Below are 18,977 nucleotides of genomic sequence, written 5' to 3' on the forward strand. Positions count from 1 at the left end.
GCAGCAGCCCCCGCCCGCACATAGCCCCGCCCCCTCACCCCCGCCCCAGCCCGCACTCGCACACCGTTCGGGACCCCGCCCCGAATCCCCGCTCCTCACATTCCCCACTCTGTTCGGCACCCGCGCCCGCGGCCCCGCGCCCCGCCATCCGTGCGGCACCCGCGCCCGAGGCCCCGGCCCCGCACCCCGTGTGGCCCCCACCCCCTACAACCGATACGCCACCCCCGCCGGCGTAGCCCCTCGCGTGTCCAGCAGAAGCTGCGCCTTCACCGCCAGCCCCTGCAAGTCGTACGTCCTGTGGTGTTGCAGCAGGAGAGTCAGGTCCGCCGCCGCCGTGGCCTCGTAGAGGGTGTCGGCGCGGGGGACCGGGTGGCCGAGGACGCGCCAGTGGGGGACGTGGGGGTCGTGGTAGCTGATGGTGGCGCCCATGCCGGTGAGGCGGGTAGCGATCTCCTCGGCCGGGGAGCCCTCCTGGTCGGCCACGTCCGGCTTGTAGGTGATGCCGAGGAGGAGGACGCGGGCGCCGCGGACCGATTTGCCGTGCTCGTTGAGGAGGGTCGCCGCGCGCTGGATGACGTACGCGGGCATCCGCTGGTTGACCTCGCGGGCGAGGCCGACGAGGCGCAGGGGGTGGCCGGGGGTGCGGTGCGGGTGGGGGAGGTGTTCGGGGTCGGGGGGCAGGCCGTGGCCGCCCACGCCCGGCCCGGGGCGGAATGCCTGGAAGCCGTACGGCTTCGTCTCGGCGCAGCGGATGACGTCCCACAGGTCGACGCCCAAGTCGTGGCAGAGGACCGCCATCTCGTTGACGAGCGCGATGTTGACGTGCCGGTAGCTGGTCTCCAGGAGGTGGACGGTCTCCGCCTCGCGGGGGCCTCTGGCGCGTACCACCTTGTCGGTGAGCCGTCCGTAGAAGGCCGCCGCGGACTCCGTGCAGGCCGGTGTCAGCCCGCCGATCACCTTGGGGGTCGCGTGGTACGGGTACGCGCGGTTGCCCGGGTCCAGGCGGGCCGGGGAGTACGCGAGGTGGAAGTCGCGGCCCGCGCGCAGGCCCGAGCCCTGTTCCAGGATCGGGCGGAGCAGGTCCTCGGTCGCGCCGGGGTGGACGGGGGACTCCAGGATGACGGTCGTGTGCGGGCGCAGCCGCGCCGCGAGGGTGCGGGCGGCGGTGATCACGCCGCTCAGGTCGGGGGAGCGGTCTCCCGCCGGGTTCGTCGGGGCGCAGATGACGGCGGTGCGGACCCGGCCGAGTTCGGCGGGGTCGGCGCTCGCGCGGAAGCCGCCCGCGAGCATCCGGCGCAGTTCGGAGGCGCTCAGCGCTGCCTCGCTGCCTCGCGGTGGTCTGCCGAGGGCGAGTTCGCGCACCCGCGCCTGCTCGTCGTGGCCGACGGTGGCGATGCCCGCGGCGACGGCCGCGCGGGCGAGCGGGAGGCCGAGGGGGCCGAGGCCGATCACGGCGAGGTCTGCGGGCATGGGTGTGGGTCCTTCCTGGCGAGCGCACTGTCAGACTACGAGTAAATATGACCGTTATGTGGTATTGGCGCGGCATTTCTCGGGCGTGTACGGACCGGTCCCCGACGCGGCACTATCCGTTTGGGTAAGAGCCGTTCCCCGACCGGCACCAGCCTTTCCGGCACCGGTCGGCCCGACCCCGCCACCAACCGTTCGGCAAGCACCGGCCCGCCCCGACCCGGCGGCCCCCTTCGCGCGGTGGACGCGGCCCCCTCCCTGGGCCGGGCGTCACGCCCAGTGGCCGAACCGCCCTCCCCCCGTCAGACTTGATCAACCCGCTCCATCCCCCCTCGTCCGGGTACACGCATTCCGGCACCCGCGCACCACACGGACCACCTTCAGGAGGCGGAAGCAGTGAGGACAGCGACACTCGGCCCGGAGCAGCGCGCGCAATCGCTCGCGGACATGGCGGAACGCGAACTCGACGTGCTCGTGGTCGGGGGCGGTGTGGTCGGCGCGGGCACCGCGCTCGACGCCGTGACCCGGGGGCTCGCGACCGGCATCGTCGAGGCCCGTGACTGGGCCTCGGGCACGTCGAGCCGGTCCAGCAAGCTCATCCACGGCGGTCTGCGCTACCTGGAGATGCTCGACTTCGCGCTCGTGCGCGAGGCGCTCAAGGAGCGCGGGCTGCTCCTCGAACGCCTCGCCCCGCACCTCGTCAAGCCCGTTCCCTTCCTCTACCCCCTCCAGCACCGCTTCTGGGAACGTGCCTACGCGGGCAGCGGTGTCGCGCTGTACGACGCGATGTCCCTCGCCCGCGGGCACGGCCGTGGTCTGCCGGGCCACCGCCACCTCGGCCGCCGCCACGCCCTGCGCGTCGCCCCCTGCCTGCGCGAGGACGCCCTCACCGGCGCCCTCCAGTACTACGACGCCCAGGTCGACGACGCCCGCTACGTCATGACCCTCGTCCGCACCGCCGTCGACTACGGAGCCAAGGCCGCCAACCGGGCCCGCGTCACCGGCTTCCTGCGCGAGGGCGAACGCGTCGTCGGCGCGACGGTCGAGGACGTCGAGGCGGGCGGTACGTACGAGATCCGCGCCAGGCAGGTCGTCAACGCGAGCGGCGTGTGGACCGACGACACGCAGGGCCTCGTCGGCGAACGCGGCCAGTTCCACGTGCGCGCGTCGAAGGGCATCCACCTCGTCGTCCCGCGCGACCGCATCAACTCCAGTACGGGCCTCATCCTCCGTACCGAGAAGAGCGTCCTCTTCGTGATCCCCTGGGGCAGGCACTGGATCGTCGGCACGACCGACACCGACTGGGACCTCGACAAGGCGCACCCCGCCGCGTCCAGCGCCGACATCGACTACCTGCTCGACCACGTCAACTCGGTCCTCTCCGTCCCCCTGACGCGCGACGACGTCCAGGGCGTGTACGCGGGCCTGCGCCCCCTGCTCGCCGGGGAGTCCGACGCGACGAGCAAGCTCTCGCGCGAGCACACCGTGGCCCACCCGGTGCCGGGTCTCGTCGTCGTCGCGGGCGGCAAGTACACGACGTACCGCGTCATGGCGAAGGACGCCGTGGACGAGGCGGTGCGCGGCCTGGACCAGCGCGTCGCCGAGTGCGTCACCGAGGAGACGCCGCTGCTCGGTGCCGAGGGCTACCCGGCGCGGTGGAACGCGCGCGCCCGCACCGCCGCGCGCTCCGGCCTGCACGTCGTGCGCGTCGAGCACCTCCTCAACCGGTACGGGTCGCTCGCCGACGAGGTGCTCGACCTGATCGCCGCCGACCCGGGCCTCGGCAAGCCGCTCACCGGCGCCGACGACTACCTGCGCGCCGAGGTCGTCTACGCCGCCTCGCACGAGGGCGCCCGCCACCTCGACGACGTCCTCACCCGCCGCACCCGCATCTCCATCGAGACCTTCGACCGCGGTACGCGCTGCGCCCGCGAGGCAGCCGAACTGATGGCACCGGTCCTCGGCTGGGACGCGACGCGGGTGGACCGCGAGGTCGAGCACTACGAGAAGCGCGTCGAGGCCGAGCGCGAGTCCCAGCGCCAGCCCGACGACCTCACCGCCGACGCCGCCCGGCTCGGTGCCCCGGACATCGTCCCGCTCGCCTGACGGCCCGTCGCCCTCCCGCCCGGTCGTGAAGCGCCGGGCCCCCTTGGCCGAGGACCGCCCCCGCCCGCCACCCCTGGGCGCCGGGCGGTTCCGGCGTGGGTGACAATGGATGCTCTGTCAGGGCGGGTTGCAGAGGGGACGCATGTCGGAATCGGAGCAGGCGCGCGCATCCCAGGGACGTCTCCTCGCGGGGCGGTACCGCCTCGCGGAGGTCCTCGGGCGCGGCGGCATGGGGACGGTGTGGCGGGCCACCGACGAGACCCTCGGGCGGACCGTCGCGGTCAAGGAACTGCGTTTTCCGAGCAGCATCGACGAGGACGAGAAGCGCCGGCTGATCACCCGTACGCTGCGCGAGGCCAAGGCCATCGCCCGGATTCGCAACAACGGCGCGGTCACCGTCTTCGACGTCGTGGACGAGGACGACCGGCCGTGGATCGTCATGGAGCTGATCGAGGGCAAGTCCCTCGCCGAGGTCGTGCGCGAGGACGGGCTCCTCAGCCCGCGCCGCGCGGCCGAGGTCGGGCTCGCCGTGCTCGACGTGCTGCGCGACGCCCACCGCGAGGGCATCCTGCACCGCGACGTGAAGCCCTCCAACGTGCTCATCTCGGGCGAGGACGGCCGCGTCGTCCTCACCGACTTCGGTATCGCGCAGGTCGAGGGCGACCCGTCCGTGACCTCGACCGGGATGCTCGTCGGCGCCCCCTCGTACATCTCGCCCGAGCGCGCCCGCGGCCACAAGCCGGGCCCCGCCGCCGACCTGTGGTCGCTCGGCGGGCTGCTCTACGCCGCCGTCGAGGGCGTCCCGCCGTACGACAAGGGCTCCGCGATCGCGACCCTCACCGCCGTGATGACGGAGCAGGTCGAGCCGCCCGCGCACGCAGGCCCCCTCACGCCCGTCATCCTCGGGCTCCTCGCCAAGGACCCCACCCAGCGCCTCGACGACGCCCGCGCCCGCGCGATGCTCCAGGAGGTCATCGCCGCGCCCGAGGCCAAGCCGCTCGACGCGACCAGCGTCGTCCCGCTCCCGTCCGCTCCCGCCGCGGAGACGTCGCGGGCCACCGGCTGGTCCACCCCGCGGACCGGCGGCTTCGCCCGCTCCTCCCGCACGGGGAGCCCGGCGGCAGGTGCCGCTCGCACGGGCGGCGGCACGACGGGCACCCCCGCGACCGGTACCCCTGCGGCCCCTGTCCCAGCCGGTCCCCGCGCCTCGCTCACCGATGTCGTCCCGCGCCGCACGCTCGTCGTCATCGCCGCCGTCCTGGTGCTGGCCGTGGTCGCGACCGTCGTGTTCCTCGTCGTCAACCACAACGGTGGCGGGGACAAGCAGGGCGCCAAGGCCGGCACCTCCCCTTCGGCCTCCGCCGCAGGCTCCTCCGGGACCCATGGCGACGGCGGCAAGGAGGAGAGCCCGAAGACCTCGCCCTCCACCGGACAGCCCGCCACTTCGGGGAGCGGTGAGGGGAACGAGGAGAAGGACAAGGAGGGCAAGAAGGAGGACGGCAAGGGGGACGGGAAGGACGGCAAGGGGAAGGACGAGGGGAAGGGTGAGGGCACGAGCGGGGCTCCGCTCGACACCACGACCCATCGGGACCCGACCGGCTTCTCCATAGGACTGCCCGACGGGTGGAAGCGTGTCTCCTCCGGTGCCGCCGGGGTGCGATTCGCGGGGCCCGCCGGGCAGAAGCTCCTCATCGGCACGACCACGTCGCCGAAGAGCGACGCCGTCGCCGACTGGGAGCGGCAGGAGCGGAGTATGGTCCGCACCAATTACCACCGCGTGTCGATCAAGCGCGTCGACTACCGGGGCTGGGAGACCGCCGACTGGGAGTTCACGTACACCGACGACGGCACACGGATGCACAGCATCGACCGGGGCACGGTCGTCAACTCCCACCGCGGCTACGGGCTCATGTTCACGACCAAGGACTCGGACTGGGACGGCAAGCGCGCCCGCGAGACCTGGCAGACCTTCACGGAAACCTTCAAGCCGGCGTCCTGAGCCGGCGGGCCTCCAAAGCCCTTCGGTGGACGCGGCTTTCGGCGGTCATAACCCTTCGGCGTCCGGGAGTCCCTTGGCTAGGCGGTCCCTGGCGCGGTCATTGGGTTGTGCGGTCCTTGGGCTTCGTTAGTCCTGGGGCTTTCGCCATTCTGCGCCTCCGCCACCCGGGCCTCCGCCATCCCTGGGCCTCCGCCATCCCCGGGCCTCCGCGATCCTTCGGCGTCCGCAGTCGCCTTGGGCTACGCCGTCCTTGGGCTTCCGCAGTCCTTCGGCGTCCTCGGGGGAACCTTCGCGCCACCTCGCGCGTTGTCGGCCCCAGGGGGGCGAACCCGCATGTAAGGGACACCCCTAGGGGACATCCCCCCACCCGCTCACTCCCCCTTCCCGCCCCCACGCGCTCCCCCGTGACCCCCTGTGCCGCATTCCGAGGGTTGAGCGCCCCCCGGGCCGGGCACGACGAGATGAGGGTCCCCCGGCCGTCACCGGAGCCCCCCGCGTACCGGGGGCAGGAGGCCGGGAGGAGCTGCGGCGAACTCGCCCAACTCCCCCGGAAAACCCGGCCCCGGCACGTATCGTGAAAGAACGGGGACCGTACCGGACGGCTCGGGACCCGAAACGGACACAGGTGATCACGGTGGGGGGCGTTGTGGACGACTACGCGGGGCGTGTGCTCGCCGACCGCTACCGGTTACCGCTGGACGCCTCCGCCGAGGACGGCGCGGACCCGGCCGCGGCGGGGCGCGCCTTCGACACGTACAGCGGCCAGGAAGTCCGGCTCCAGCGCATCCCGCTGCCCGACGTCGTCGAGGGCGAACTCCCGGGCCACGGGCCCTCGGCCGGTCCTGGCGACCCCTCCGGCGACCCCGTCGTGCGCCGCGCGCTCGACGCCGCGCGCGCCGCCGCCCAGGTCCCCGACCACCCGCGCCTCGACCAGGTCTTCGACGTCTTCGCCGAGGACGACGCGCTGTGGATCGTCAGCGAGTACGTCCCCGGGCGGACCCTCGGCAGCCTCCTCGCCGAGCGCCCCCTCAACCCGTACCGCGCCGCCGAGGTCGCCGCCGACGTCCTCACCGCGTTGCGCGCCCTGCACGCGGGCGGCTGGGTCCACCGCAACATCACCGAGCACACCGTCCTCCTCGCCGAGGACGGCCGCGTCGTCCTCGCGGGTCTCGCGGCCGGCGCCGCCCAAGAGGCCCTGTGCGGCTACGACCCCGTCCCCCCGCGCTCCGCCGTCGAGGACGGAGCGGGCCCCGAGGGCCCCCGGCCCCGCGGTGTCATCGACGCCTCCCCGTACGGGGGCGGCTGGGGGAGCGGGGCCGCGACGGGCGGTCCCGGCGGATACACGGGTACGGGGACGGGGCACCGCGGTGGTCCGCCCGCCCCCCGGACCGGGGGTGCCCCCGGCTCCGTACCGCCCGCCTTCGTCAACCGGCCCGCGACGCCGCAGCCCCCCGTGCCCGACGCCGAGTCCACCGATCCCCGGGCCGCGCGTGCCGGGGCCATCGCCGCCTACCGTGCCGGGGCCAGGGCCGCCGCGCGTGCGCAGGCGGAGGGCGGCCCGGGCGCCCCGAAGCCCGTCCCCGGGCGGCCCGGCGAGTCCGCAGGGGCGGGCGTGCCCGAGGCCCCCGGCCGGATCAGCGACCCGTACGGGGTGCGCGACCGGTACAGCGGCCCCACGGACGAGCAGGCCCCCGCGCTCCCGGCCGGCCCGCAGAATCCCGAGGCCCCGCAGAACCCCCACGTTCCGCAAGGGCCCCAGGCTCCGGAGAGTTCGTACCTCCCGCCCGCGAACTGGCACGGAGCCGCGCCCCGCACCGGCAACGCCGCCGGAGCGACCTCGGGGTCCGCCCCCGAGGCCGTGCCGCCGCTGCCCCTGCCCCCCGAGTACCGGCGCGGGCCCGCGACGGGCCCGAGCGCCCCCGAACCCCAGCGCTTCGCCCCGCGACCGTCGGAACCGCAGCCGCACCAGGCGCCGAACATCCCCCAGGTCCCGGAGCCGCACGACCCCGCACAGCCGGTCGCACCCGCCTCCCCGTCCTCCGCCTGGGATGCGCCCCTGCCCGAGTACGGGCCCGGCAACGCCGTCGAGGCGGAGCGGGCGCGGCAGGTGCGGATGGTGGTGGTCGGGCCCGTCACCGAGCGGTGGTCGCCCGAGCAGGCCGGGCCCGTGCGCGGGACGTGGCAGCTCGCCGCCCCCGTGGGGCCCGCGACCGACCTGTGGGCGCTCGGCGTGCTGCTCTTCCGCGCGGTGCAGGGGCACGGCCCCTACCCGGAGGAGAGCACCGCCGAGCTTGTCCACATGGTGTGCGCGGAGGCGCCCGCGTTCGCCGAGGAGTGCGGTCCGCTGCGCCCCGTCGTGGAATCCCTGCTGCGTCAGGACCCCACCGAGCGGCCGGACTTCGAGGAGCTGCGGGGCTGGTTGCGCTCCCTCGTGCGGTCCGCGCCCGAGCCCGACGCGGGCGCGCATCTCGTGCCCGCGCCGCCCTTCGACCCGGCCGCGCTGCCCATCAAGCGGCGGCGCGGCGAGCTGGTACGGCGCAAGCGGCGCCCGAAGAAGGCGGCGAGGAAGGACGCGAGGAAGCCCGCGAAGGAAGCGGTGGCGCCCGCCGAGCCCGCGCGGCCCAGGCCCACGCCGCCCGTCCCGCGCAGTCACCGCCGGGCGCGCGAGCCCGAGCCCGCCGAGGAGACGACCCCGCTCTACGGGCTCGCCGCCGCGTACTCCCCGCCCGAGGCGCCCGGCAGCGCCCGCACCGCCTCGCGCGGCGCCCGCAGCCGGGGCGCGGCCCGGTCCCGCAGCACGCGTACCGCTCGTGACAGCAGGCGTCCGCGCGCCCCGCGTTCGCTCGGCCGGACCCTGCTCGCCGCGGTGTTCGTGCTGCTCGCGGGCACGATCGTGTACGCCATGGTCTTCCTGCCGAAGGCCGACAAGAACGACCAGGCGAGGTCGGGCACCGAGCTGAGCCACGCGCCCGGCTCCCTGGAGAGGTCCGCTCCCACCTCGGCGGCACCCGCCTCCTCGCCCGCCGCCCAGCCCGAGGAGAAGCCGAAGGACGAGCACTCCGCGAAGGAGGAGAAGCCCTCCGGACCGAAGCTCCCCGCCGGTTTCGTCCTCTACAAGGACCCGGCCGGATTCCAGCTCGCCGTGCCCAAGGGCTGGACGCGGCACGCGCGCAACCCGCAGGGCCAGGTGCGGTGGACCCACGGGAGCTACGAGCTGATCGTCGTCCCCGGCCGCGACTCCGTCACGGAGTTCGGCAACGACCTGCTCCGCTACCAGCGCGAGTCCGAGCCCGAGACACGGCCCTTCCGCGAGTCGAGCTGGGTCACGTCGAGCGGGATGCGCGAGATCGAGGAGGGCGGCAGGAGGATGGCGGAGGGGCAGTTCACCTGGCCGGGGAACGACGGTGACGTCTTCGCCAGGAACATGGTCATGGCCGTCAACGGCAAGTACCACGTCCTCCAGATCCGTGGTCGCGACGCGGACCGCGACGACGTGAGCCGCTACTACGACCAGGCGCTCGCCACGTACCAGGTGAAGTGACCGGGGCGGACGCCCTGCGGGAGGCTCCGGTGCGCCCGGTGGTGTCCGCGTTGTTCCGTCGGGACTGGGCACCTTCCGTGCCGTTCCGCCGCGTCCAGGATCCAGGGTCCTTTCGTCCAGCTCCGCCAGGCCGGGAACGTCCGCGACGACTCGCCGGGCCGGGGGTCCTGGACTCCCGAGGAAGACTTCCCCGCGGCGCCGGTCCGTGCTGTCCGTGCGCGACGAGTTTGTCTCAGCTCTGCGGCCGTCCATTTCGGGGAGACCACCGTCGACGGCGTACGCGAACTCGCCCGGCTCGACGGGCGTGAGCATCGGACCGCTGTGGCGGCGCCGTACCGGCGATAGCCGACGTAGGACCAGCCGCCAGCAAGCGTTGATAGTCGGAGGCGTCGCCCGCGGCGAGCTTCTTTCCGCGTCGCGAGCCGACGTGGAACAGCTCGGCGAATCTGGCGAACCGCTCAGCTTGACGATTAACCTCGCTGCTGGTCGTACTCCTTGATTGTCTCGGTGCTTTTCACGGTCTTGTCGACGTCTTGGATGCGGGCTACCACATAAGCCCCAGGAATGGGAAAGGCAGACAATCCATGACGGACGACGATCAGGGCGGCAGCGTGCCGCCCGCCCCGTGCCCCGGAACGCCGGAAGAATGGCGCGCCTATCTGGCGGAGTACAGCGACTGGGCTCTGCGTTCCATGGACGAGGGCGAGCAGACCTGCTCGACCGCCGCTTCCAGGACATACGCCCGGGCCTGACGGAGCAGCAGGTCAGCAGTCGCTGGCTGGGGTACGAGCCGGCCGACGAGCAGTTGATCGCGGCGACCGAGGAGCGCCTCGGGGTGTCCCTGCCGCCGAGCCTGCGGGCCTTCCTTCTCGTCAGCAACGGCTGGTGGCGCGTCGCGGGGTGGATCGATTCACTGCACCCCTGCGCCGATATCGAATGGTTCACCGACCGCTTCGGAGAGGAATGGCTCGACGAGGACAGCGACGGGAGCGACGACGTCTTCCGATACGGCCTCGTCATCGCCCAGGGGGAGACGTCTTTCTGCTGGACACCAGCGACGTGCTGGAGAACGGCGAGTACCGGGCGTATCTCCTTGCGGTGAAGTACGGCGAGCTCTCCGATCCTTGTGACAGCTTCAGCGAACTTCTCACCTTGGGGCGGGAGGAGTACAAGGAGTCGGTCGAGTAGGTGCCCCTTCGGCTCGAACGGATAGGTGGCCCATTCGCCGTCCGGGCCGGTGTCAGTGGGATCGAGCAACCAAATGCCTGCGCCACCAGCGACTTCCGGAACAGCTGCCAGATCGCAGCAGCAGGCGGCCCCCAAGGTGCCGCTCGTCCGTGGCCCCTGAGGGTGTCCGCGATGGCCGCACAGAGGCGGGCGTCACCGAAAGTCTTGCCCACGCGGCGAACGGGGCGTCCGTCGCGACCGCCGTGGCCTTGCGTCCTCCCCCTCACCCCATCCGCCCCAGCTCACCCCCCACGCCGCCACCACCCACTGGCAGAATCGTGGAAGCCCCGTGGAAAGTGTTACCGGCGGGTACCCAAGACCGGCCCGGAGTCGTACGCTCGCGGCCATGACGGACACGCACGCCTCGGCGGCACCCACCGGCCCCGTGCCACAGGGCATTGGCACGAACCCTCAGGCCCCCGTACCCCGGGGCGTCCGCACGGCGGCCGATGTGGTCACCCCCGAGGTGCTCGCGCGGCTGCTCAAGGGCGTCGGCGGCTCGGGACGTACCGCGAACCACACGCCGTTCGGCGGCGGAGTGCTCGCCGAGCTGCCCGAGGCGAGCCCCGAGGACGTCGAGGACGCCTTCGCGCGCGCTCGCGCCGCGCAGGTGCCGTGGGCCGCGACGCCCGTCCGGGAACGGGCCGCCGTCCTGCTCCGGTTCCACGACCTCGTCCTCCAGCGCCAGGCCGAGATCCTCGACCTCGTCCAGCTGGAGACCGGCAAGGCCCGGCTGCACGCCCACGAGGAGCTGCAGGCCGTCGCGATGACCGCGCGCCACTACGGCCTCAAGGCCCCCGCCTACCTCAGGCCGAAGCGCCACCTCGGCGCCGTGCCGACCCTCACACGCGTCACCGAACAGCGCCTGCCGCGCGGGGTCGTGGGTCAGATCGCCCCGTGGAACTACCCCTTCGAACTCTCGGTCGGCGACGCGTTGCCCGCCTTCGTCGCGGGCAACGCGGTCGTCATGAAGCCCGACACGGAGACCGCCCTGAGCGCCTTGTGGGCTCGTGAACTCCTCATCGAGGCAGGGCTCCCCGCCGACGTCTTCCAGGTCGTCCTCGGCGAGGGACCCGCTGTCGGCCCCGAGGTCGTCTCGCGCGGCGACTACGTCTCCTTCACGGGCTCGACGCGCACGGGCCGCGAGGTGGCCCGCAGCGCCGCCGCCCGCCTCGTCGGCTTCTCGCTCGAACTCGGCGGCAAGAACCCGATGCTGGTCCTGCGTGACGCGGACGTCGAGAAGGCGGCGGCCGGAGCGGTCCGCGCCTGTTTCGCCTCCGCCGGTCAACTCTGCGTGTCCATCGAGCGGTTGTACGTGCACGAGTCCGTTGCGGACGCGTTCACGGAGCGCTTCGTGGCGCGCGTCAAAGCCATGCGCCTCGGCACGGCGCTCGCGTACGGGGCCGACATGGGCTCCCTCGCGGGCCCCCGCCAGCTCGCCGCCGTCACCGCGCACGTGGACGAGGCCGTCGCGAAGGGCGCCCGCGTCCTCGCGGGCGGTGTCGCACGGCCCGACCTCGGTCCGTACTTCTACGAGCCGACGGTGCTCACGGACGTCGAGCCCGGCATGGCGGTGTGCGCCGACGAGACCTTCGGGCCCGTCGTCTCCCTCTACCGCTTCACCGACGAGGACGAGGCGATCGCGCGGGCCAACGCCACGCCGTACGGGCTCAACGCGAGCGTCTGGACGAAGGACGCGAAGCGGGGGCTCGCCGTCGCCTCGCGGCTGCGCGCGGGGACCGTCAACGTCAACGAGGGGTACGCGCCCGCCTACGGCAGCGTGCGTGCCCCGATGGGAGGCATGAAGGAGTCCGGGATCGGCCGCAGGCACGGCTCCGAGGGCCTGCTGAAGTACACCGAGCCCCAGACCGTCGCCCAGCAGCGCCTGTTGCCCATGGGCCCGTCCCTGGGCATGGACGACGCCGCCTACGCGGCCTTGATGAGCCGCAGCCTGAAGGTGCTGAAGGCACTGCGGCTGCGCTGAGCCCGGGGCACCGCCCCACCCCCACCACCCACGCACCAGCGGCTTTCGACGAGGAGGGCCCATGCCACGGGACAGCCATGCCACGCCCCGGGACACCGAGGCAACACGACGGGACACCGAGACCGCGTCACGGGGCCCCCAAACCGCGTCACGGGACGCCGAGGACCCGCGCCGGAACGCCGAGGCTACGGACCAGGACGCCCAACTCCCCGGCCGCGAAGACGAGTCCGACGGCTACGACTACGACGTCCTCGTCATCGGGTCGGGCTTCGGCGGCGCCGTCAGTGCCCTGCGGCTCACCGAGAAGGGCTACCGGGTGGGCGTCCTGGAGGCGGGCCGCCGCTTCGCCCGCGAGGAACTGCCCCGCACCTCGTGGGACGTGAAGAACTACCTCTGGGCGCCCGCGCTCGGCCTCTTCGGCATCCAGCGCATCCACCTGCTCGGCAACGTCATGGTCCTCGCGGGCGCCGGGGTCGGCGGCGGCTCCCTCAACTACGCCAACACCCTCTACGTACCGCCGCGCGCCTTCTTCGAGGACCCGCAGTGGAAGGAGATCACCGACTGGGCAGGCGAGTTGAAGCCCTTCTACGCCCAGGCGCAGCGGATGCTCGGCGTACGCCTCAACCCGACCGTCACGCCCTCGGACGTGCACCTGAGGAACGTGGCGGAGGCGATGGGTGTCGGCGACACCTTCCATCTCGCCCCGGTCGGCGTCTACTTCGGGGACGGCGAGGACGGCGACGGCAGCCGCAAGGCCGCGCCCGGCGCCGAGGTGCCCGACCCGTACTTCGGCGGCGAGGGTCCCTCGCGCCGTGCGTGCACCGAGTGCGGCGAGTGCATGACGGGCTGCCGCCACGGTGCCAAGAACACCCTCAACGAGAACTACCTTTACCTCGCCGAGAAGAACGGCGCCGTGATCCACCCGCTCACCACCGTGCGCACCCTCACCGAGGACTCGCGCGGCGGCTTCGCGGTCGGCACACTGCCCACGGACAAGCCCCGCAAGGGCGCCCACCGCGTCTACACCGCCCGCCACGTCGTCCTCGCCGCCGGCGCGTACGGCACCCAGACCCTCCTGCACCGCATGCGGGACAGCGGCCTCCTGCCGCGCACCTCGGCCCGGCTCGGCACCCTCACGCGGACCAACTCCGAAGCCCTCGTCGGCGCCCGGACCACCCCGCGCCGCTACCGCTCCGCACACGGCACCGCACCCGACTTCACGCGCGGTGTCGCCATCACCTCGTCCATCCACCCGGACGCCAACACCCATATCGAGCCGGTCCGTTACGGTCGCTGTTCGAACGCCATGGGCGGGCTCACGACCCTCCAGGTGCCTTACGCCGAGAAACTGCCGCGCGCGCTCGGCTGGGTGCTCAACGCTGTCAAGCACCCGGTGCTGATGGGCCGTTCGCTCTCCTATCGCCGCTGGTCCGAGCGCACCATCATCGGCCTCGTCATGCAGTCGCTCGACAACTCCCTGACGACGTACCGCCGTCCGCGCGGCCCCGGTAAGGGTCTGCTCACCGCGCGCCAGGGCCACGGCGCCCCCAACCCGACCCAGATCCGTGCGGCGACCGAGGCCGCGTCGCTCCTCGCCCGCGACATCAACGGCTTCGCGGGCAGCAACATCGGCGAGCTCATGGGCACCCCGCTCACCGCGCACTTCCTCGGCGGCTGCCCCATCGGCGCCGATCCGGACCACGGCGTCATCGACCCGTACCACCGCCTGTACGGGCACCCCGGCATCTCCGTCGTGGACGGCTCGGCGGTCTCCGCGAACCTCGGCGTCAACCCGTCCCTGACGATCACGGCGCAGGCCGAACGGGCGATGTCCCTGTGGCCCAACAAGGGCGAGCCCGACCCGCGTCCCGCGCAGGGAGCGGCCTACGCGCGCCTCGCTCCCGTCGCCCCGCACGCCCCGGCCGTCCCCGAGGACGCCTTCGCGGCCCTGCGGCTGCCGTTCCTGGGGATGCCGAAGGTCCGCGAAGGCGCGGGAGCGGCAGGGGAAGCGGCTGCGGCACCCGTCGGCACGGCCACGCGGGAGGAGGCGGCGGCCGTACGGGAAGGGGTGGACGAGGCGGCGGGACCGGGGGTGGCCCGCCCGCGCGACGAGGCCGTCGCGCGCGACGCCGCCGTACGCGACGACGCGGCCTGAGCCCCGGGGTGGCCGACCGCCCGCCACGGTGACCCCGTGCCGGGCGGCGCCCCGCCCTCGTACCTGGTCAGACGGCCGCGCCACCCCGGCGCCGCACCGCGCACACGACCCCCGTGCCCGCGAGCACCGCGATCCCGCCCACGAGGCCGAGCACGGGCAGGGTGCCGTCCCCGCCGGTCGAGGCGAGGCTGCCCGTCGCGGGGCTCGCGCTCGCCGCCGGGCTCGGGCTCGTGGCCGCTCCCGGCGGCGGCACGGACCCGCCCCGCGCCGGCCTCGCGCCCGCCGTCGTGGTGCCCGGCGCGACGATCTCGAAGCCGTGGCCGCCGTTGCTCACGCGCCCGCACTCCGGGTCCTCGGCCCCGTCGTAGACGCCCGCGCCCAGCGTGAAGGCGCTGCCGACCGGGGCTTTCGACGTGACGTCCAGGCGGAGCGCGAAGGTCAGCTTCTTGTGGGGCGCGAGGTCCTCGCCCCGGTTGAGGAAGTCGAAGGACTCCTCGCCGAAGGCGAGTGGCTCCCAGGCCCCGGTGCCGGGGTTCTTCGCCTGGAGCGCGACCTGTCCCGTACGGAAGATCCTCAGCCCTTCCGCGTCGCCCGAGACGCCCGCGAACGCCACCAGGTTGTGGACGGGTTCGCTCGTCTTGTTGACGAAGGCCAGCTCGAAGGGGTGCCAGCCGCTGCCCGTGACGAGCTTCCCGGGCAGGCCGGAGAAGGCCACGAGCACAGCCGGGTCGCTCTCCTCGTCGGCCTCGCACGAGTCGCCCACGCCCCTGCCCTCACCGTCGTCGGTGGGCGAGGCGCTCGGGGACGCGCCGCCGGACGGGCTCGTGCTCGCACCCCCGGGCCTTCCGGGCATCCCGGGCGCAGGTACGGAGGGGGACGCCGAGCCCGTCTCCCCGGGAGCGGGCTCCTCCGGTGCGGACTCCGTGGCGCTCGCGGCCGGGGTCTCGCCGGGGGTCTCGTCCGGGGACGCCCCGGGCGTCGTCGCGTCCGAAGGGCTCGCCTCCCGCGTGGTGCCGGGTCCGGGGCTCGCGGGCTCCGCGAACGCGGCCGGCGCGGTCAGCGGGGCGAAGGGGGCGAGCGCGGTGGTCACCGCGGCCGTGACCAGGGCGCGACGGAGCTTCATGGGACCTCGACGGGTGGTGGGCGGAGCGATGTCGAGGGGGAAGACCTGCGCTGTGGGCCCGGAGTTGTGGCGAAGCTCACGGCCGTTGTGTGAGGTCCGCCACGTGTGCCTCCGTGCCAGGCGTCCCGGCCCGCCCGGTCCCGGGACGGAGAGGGTCCGCCGGGTCCGCGTGCGGGGAAAGCCTCACGGCTCACCGTGGAGAGGGCCCTCGGTCCGCGTGCGGACAGCGGAAGACCCCGCGGCGGGCGGGGTGCCACGGGGTCTTCGCCTGCGGTGCCGCCAGGGCGGTGGCGGCACCGGGGGAGCGGCGCCGAGGGGGGGATACGGCGTCGCTGGTCTGGAATTGTCCGGACGGCCATGAAGGGCATCCGGTACTCAAGTATGCGCTGTCGCCACGGGACGGTGCCGACCGGGACGTACGTGACCTTAACGCTCCCCTCGTGGGGAGGCATCGAGGCCCGCCGTGTGCGGCCGGTCCCGGGCGTCCCCGGGACCGGCCGCCGCGTGACCGGGCCGGCTGTCCCCTGCCGGCCGGTCACCGCGCTGAAGCGAGGTCCCACGACGCACCGCACAAGGCGTACGTCTCATCGCTCCAGCGAAGCCACGCGTGGTGTTGCGGTCCCGCACCTGGCCGGTGCGGTCAACGGGACAACGACGCCCACGGCCGACTGGTCACGCACCGGTGAGGGCCAGTTCGCCAGTTCCCACGCCGGGAACGGACGGGTGGCGCCGCCGAGGACGCGCGAGCGCCACCGCCGAGGACGCCCGGCGACGCGCGGGCGGCGCCACCGAGGACAGCCGGGCGCCGCGTCTCAGGCCCGTCCCCGGCTCAGTTCCAGCAGCGTCATCGCCAGCGCGGTGCCCTGCTTGCCGAGCGCGTCGCGGTAGTGGCTCAGGACCTCCATCTCGCGCGACAGGTTCACCCGCCGTCCGCCCGCCTCCACGCGCGCCTTCTGCACGACGGCGGAGACGGCGGAGCGCTCCTGGATGAGCCCGATGATGCGGTCGTCGATCGCGTCGATCCGCTCCCGCGCTTCGGTGATCATCCTCTCGTGCTCGGGGATGGAGCCGGTGGGCGCGGTGGACCGCTTGCGCGCCCAGCCCTGCGGGGCGGCGGGCACGGCGGGGACCGCTTCGACGGCGGTGGCGGCGGGAACCGCCTCGGTGGCGGGGGTGGCGGGGGTGGCGTCGGTGCCGAGGTCCGCCTCACCGCCGGGGGCGGCGGGGGCGCCGGGGGAGGCGGTGGCGGCGGCTGTATCGGTCGTCGTCTCGGGAAGAGGGGTCATGGCAGGTGGCTCCTTCGGTGCCGGGGCCGGTGGGCCCCTGGGAGGGGACGGATCGTCCGTGTCGTCTGGTCGGGGTCGGTCGGGTGAAGGGCCCCGGGGCGACCAGGTCCGGAAACACAGAACGCCCCGGGCCTTGTCGGCCCGGGGCGCCTGGTTACGTCGCTGTGCTCAAGCAGCACGACCATGGCAGTCGGCGGACCGGGTGCCATAGGTAAAGAGGAAGTCGTGGTGCGTGCTCACGGAGCCAGTATCCCCCTCCTACCCGGCCCCCGGACGGCGGGGGGCGGCACCCGCCTGATCTGCGGCAGAATGGGTGACATCCGTCCCCCGTTAGACTCAGTGACGAGGCACCGTGCCGTCCGGGGGGAACCCGAGGGGCCCGCCCGGGCGCAGCCCGGGACCCGTACCCCGTGCACCGGCGCCTTGTCCCGACTCCGCATCCCCGCCGGAAGGCCGCCGCAGTGCCCGTGTCCCCCGCGTCCGACGCCGCCCCCGACACCGTTCTGGTCGTCGACTTCGGCGCCCAGTACGCCCAGCTCATCGCCCGCAGGGTCCGCGAGGCCCGGGTCTTCAGCGAGATCGTCCCGAGCGACATGCCCGTCGCCGAGATGCTCGCGAAGAACCCGGCCGCGATCATCCTCTCCGGCGGCCCCTCCTCCGTCTACGCGGAGGGCGCCCCCTCGCTGGACGCCTCGCTCTTCGAGGCCGGTATCCCGGTCTTCGGCATGTGCTACGGCTTCCAGCTCATGGCCACGGCGCTCGGCGGCACCGTCGACAACTCGGGTGCGCGCGAGTACGGCCGCACCGAGCTGAGCGTCAGCAAGCCCGCCTCGACCCTCTTCGAGGGCACCCCCGAGGAGCAGCAGGTCTGGATGTCGCACGGCGACGCCTGTTCCGCCGCCCCGGCCGGGTTCGACGTGACGGCGTCCACCTCCGTCGTCCCCGTCGCCGCCTTCGAGAACGACGAGAAGAAGCTCTACGGAGTCCAGTACCACCCGGAGGTGCTGCACTCCACGCACGGCCAGCAGGTCCTGGAGCACTTCCTCTACCGCGGTGCCGGCATCGAGCCGAACTGGACGACCGGCAACGTCATCGAGGAGCAGGTCGAGGAGATCCGCGCCCGCGTCGGCACGAAGCGCGCGATCTGCGGCCTGTCCGGTGGCGTGGACTCGGCCGTCGCGGCGGCGCTCGTGCAGCGCGCGATCGGCTCGCAGCTCACCTGCGTGTACGTCGACCACGGCCTCATGCGCAAGGGCGAGACGGAGCAGGTCGAGAAGGACTTCGTCGCGGCGACCGGCGTGCAGCTCAAGGTCGTCGACGCCTCCGAGCGCTTCCTCGACGCGCTCGCCGGGGTGAGCGACCCGGAGCAGAAGCGCAAGATCATCGGGCGCGAGTTCATCCGCGTCTTCGAGCAGGCGCAGGCCGAGATCGTCGCGGAGAACGCGGCGGACGGCGCCGACGTCGCCTTCCTCGTGCAGGGCACCCTCTACCCGGACGTCGTCGAGTCGGGCGGCGGCACGGGCGCGGCGAACATCAAGTCCCACCACAACGTGGGCGGCCTCCCCGAGGACCTGGAGTTCGAGCTCATCGAGCCGCTCCGCAAGCTCTTCAAGGACGAGGTCCGCGCGGTCGGCCAGGAGCTGGGCCTGCCCGAGGAGATCGTCCAGCGCCAGCCCTTCCCGGGCCCGGGGCTCGGCATCCGCATCGTCGGCGAGGTCACGCGCGAACGCCTCGACCTGCTGCGCGAGGCCGACGCGATCGCCCGCGAGGAACTGACGGCGGCCGGGCTGGACCGCCAGATCTGGCAGTGCCCCGTCGTCCTCCTCGCGGATGTCCGCAGCGTCGGCGTCCAGGGTGACGGCCGCACCTACGGCCACCCGATCGTGCTGCGCCCGGTGTCCTCCGAGGACGCGATGACCGCCGACTGGTCCCGCCTCCCCTACGAGACCCTCGAACGCATCTCGACCCGCATCACCAACGAGGTCGCCGAGGTCAACCGGGTCGTCCTCGACGTCACGAGCAAGCCGCCGGGGACGATCGAGTGGGAGTGACGCTCCGGGAGGGGCTGGGCTGAACACCCGGCCCCTCC

The 18,977-nt window shown here is 73.5% G+C and carries 10 protein-coding genes and 1 pseudogene; 7 read left to right on the plus strand and 4 right to left on the minus strand.

The window, feature by feature from the left end; translation table 11 throughout:
* Positions 1-204: 204 nt before the first annotated feature.
* Positions 205-1,470 (minus strand): nucleotide sugar dehydrogenase, encoded by a 1,266-nt coding sequence (locus IF99_RS0126775; protein WP_031000300.1) that lies wholly within the window; start codon positions 1,468-1,470, stop codon positions 205-207.
* Positions 1,471-1,863: 393 nt separating this feature from the next.
* Here IF99_RS0126775 and IF99_RS0126780 point away from each other — a divergent pair, with 393 nt between their 5' ends.
* The 4 genes from IF99_RS0126780 (at position 1,864) to IF99_RS31200 (ending at position 10,215) form a co-directional block, all read left to right on the plus strand.
* A complete protein-coding gene (locus IF99_RS0126780; protein ID WP_031000301.1) occupies positions 1,864-3,573 on the plus strand; it encodes a glycerol-3-phosphate dehydrogenase/oxidase in 1,710 nt (569 codons plus the stop codon).
* Positions 3,574-3,715: 142 nt separating this feature from the next.
* Positions 3,716-5,572, plus strand: coding sequence for a serine/threonine-protein kinase (locus IF99_RS0126785; RefSeq protein ID WP_031000303.1), 1,857 nt, complete (start codon positions 3,716-3,718; stop codon positions 5,570-5,572).
* Between the two features lie 634 nt (positions 5,573-6,206).
* On the plus strand, positions 6,207-9,113 hold the full coding sequence (locus tag IF99_RS0126790; RefSeq protein WP_234340873.1) for a protein kinase domain-containing protein: 2,907 nt from the start codon (positions 6,207-6,209) through the stop codon (positions 9,111-9,113).
* 646 nt (positions 9,114-9,759) lie between these two features.
* Entirely contained in the window at positions 9,760-10,215 is a 456-nt protein-coding gene (locus IF99_RS31200) for an SMI1/KNR4 family protein (protein WP_051703700.1), read from the plus strand.
* 92 nt (positions 10,216-10,307) lie between these two features.
* Here IF99_RS31200 and IF99_RS35855 read toward each other — a convergent pair.
* Positions 10,308-10,397, minus strand: a pseudogene (locus IF99_RS35855) (SMI1/KNR4 family protein); the annotation flags it as partial.
* Positions 10,398-10,686: 289 nt separating this feature from the next.
* Between IF99_RS35855 and IF99_RS0126800 the strand changes: the two are divergent.
* On the plus strand, positions 10,687-12,324 hold the full coding sequence (locus tag IF99_RS0126800) for a succinic semialdehyde dehydrogenase (protein ID WP_031000305.1): 1,638 nt from the start codon (positions 10,687-10,689) through the stop codon (positions 12,322-12,324).
* A gap of 61 nt (positions 12,325-12,385) precedes the next feature.
* Positions 12,386-14,479: a GMC oxidoreductase gene (locus IF99_RS0126805; RefSeq protein WP_051703701.1), complete on the plus strand. Its 2,094-nt coding sequence runs from the start codon at positions 12,386-12,388 to the stop codon at positions 14,477-14,479.
* A 67-nt stretch (positions 14,480-14,546) separates the two neighbouring features.
* Here the strand turns inward: IF99_RS0126805 and IF99_RS0126810 are convergent, their stop codons facing one another.
* Together IF99_RS0126810 and IF99_RS35225 are read right to left on the minus strand one after the other, a co-directional pair.
* On the minus strand, positions 14,547-15,602 hold the full coding sequence (locus IF99_RS0126810; protein ID WP_031000307.1) for a membrane protein: 1,056 nt from the start codon (positions 15,600-15,602) through the stop codon (positions 14,547-14,549).
* An 812-nt stretch (positions 15,603-16,414) separates the two neighbouring features.
* Entirely contained in the window at positions 16,415-16,723 is a 309-nt protein-coding gene (locus tag IF99_RS35225) for a chorismate mutase (protein WP_031000308.1), read from the minus strand.
* A gap of 632 nt (positions 16,724-17,355) precedes the next feature.
* Here IF99_RS35225 and guaA point away from each other — a divergent pair.
* On the plus strand, positions 17,356-18,939 hold the full coding sequence (guaA, locus tag IF99_RS0126820; RefSeq protein ID WP_420705725.1) for a glutamine-hydrolyzing GMP synthase: 1,584 nt from the start codon (positions 17,356-17,358) through the stop codon (positions 18,937-18,939).
* Positions 18,940-18,977: the final 38 nt, after the last annotated feature.

This window comes from Streptomyces sp. NRRL F-5630 (assembly GCF_000719475.1).
In the GTDB taxonomy this organism is placed as follows: Bacteria; Actinomycetota; Actinomycetes; order Streptomycetales; family Streptomycetaceae; genus Streptomyces.

What these genes read in the sequence shown, in the direction of transcription:
- IF99_RS0126775 (WP_031000300.1), bottom strand. Translation starts at nt 1,470, where the DNA reads ATGCCCGCAGACCTCGCCGTGATCGGCCTCGGCCCCCTCGGCCTCCCG.
- IF99_RS0126785 (WP_031000303.1), top strand. Translation starts at nt 3,716, where the DNA reads ATGTCGGAATCGGAGCAGGCGCGCGCATCCCAGGGACGTCTCCTCGCG.
- IF99_RS31200 (WP_051703700.1), top strand. Translation starts at nt 9,760, where the DNA reads ATGGCGCGCCTATCTGGCGGAGTACAGCGACTGGGCTCTGCGTTCCAT.
- IF99_RS0126800 (WP_031000305.1), top strand. Translation starts at nt 10,687, where the DNA reads ATGACGGACACGCACGCCTCGGCGGCACCCACCGGCCCCGTGCCACAG.
- IF99_RS0126805 (WP_051703701.1), top strand. Translation starts at nt 12,386, where the DNA reads ATGCCACGGGACAGCCATGCCACGCCCCGGGACACCGAGGCAACACGA.
- IF99_RS0126810 (WP_031000307.1), bottom strand. Translation starts at nt 15,602, where the DNA reads ATGAAGCTCCGTCGCGCCCTGGTCACGGCCGCGGTGACCACCGCGCTC.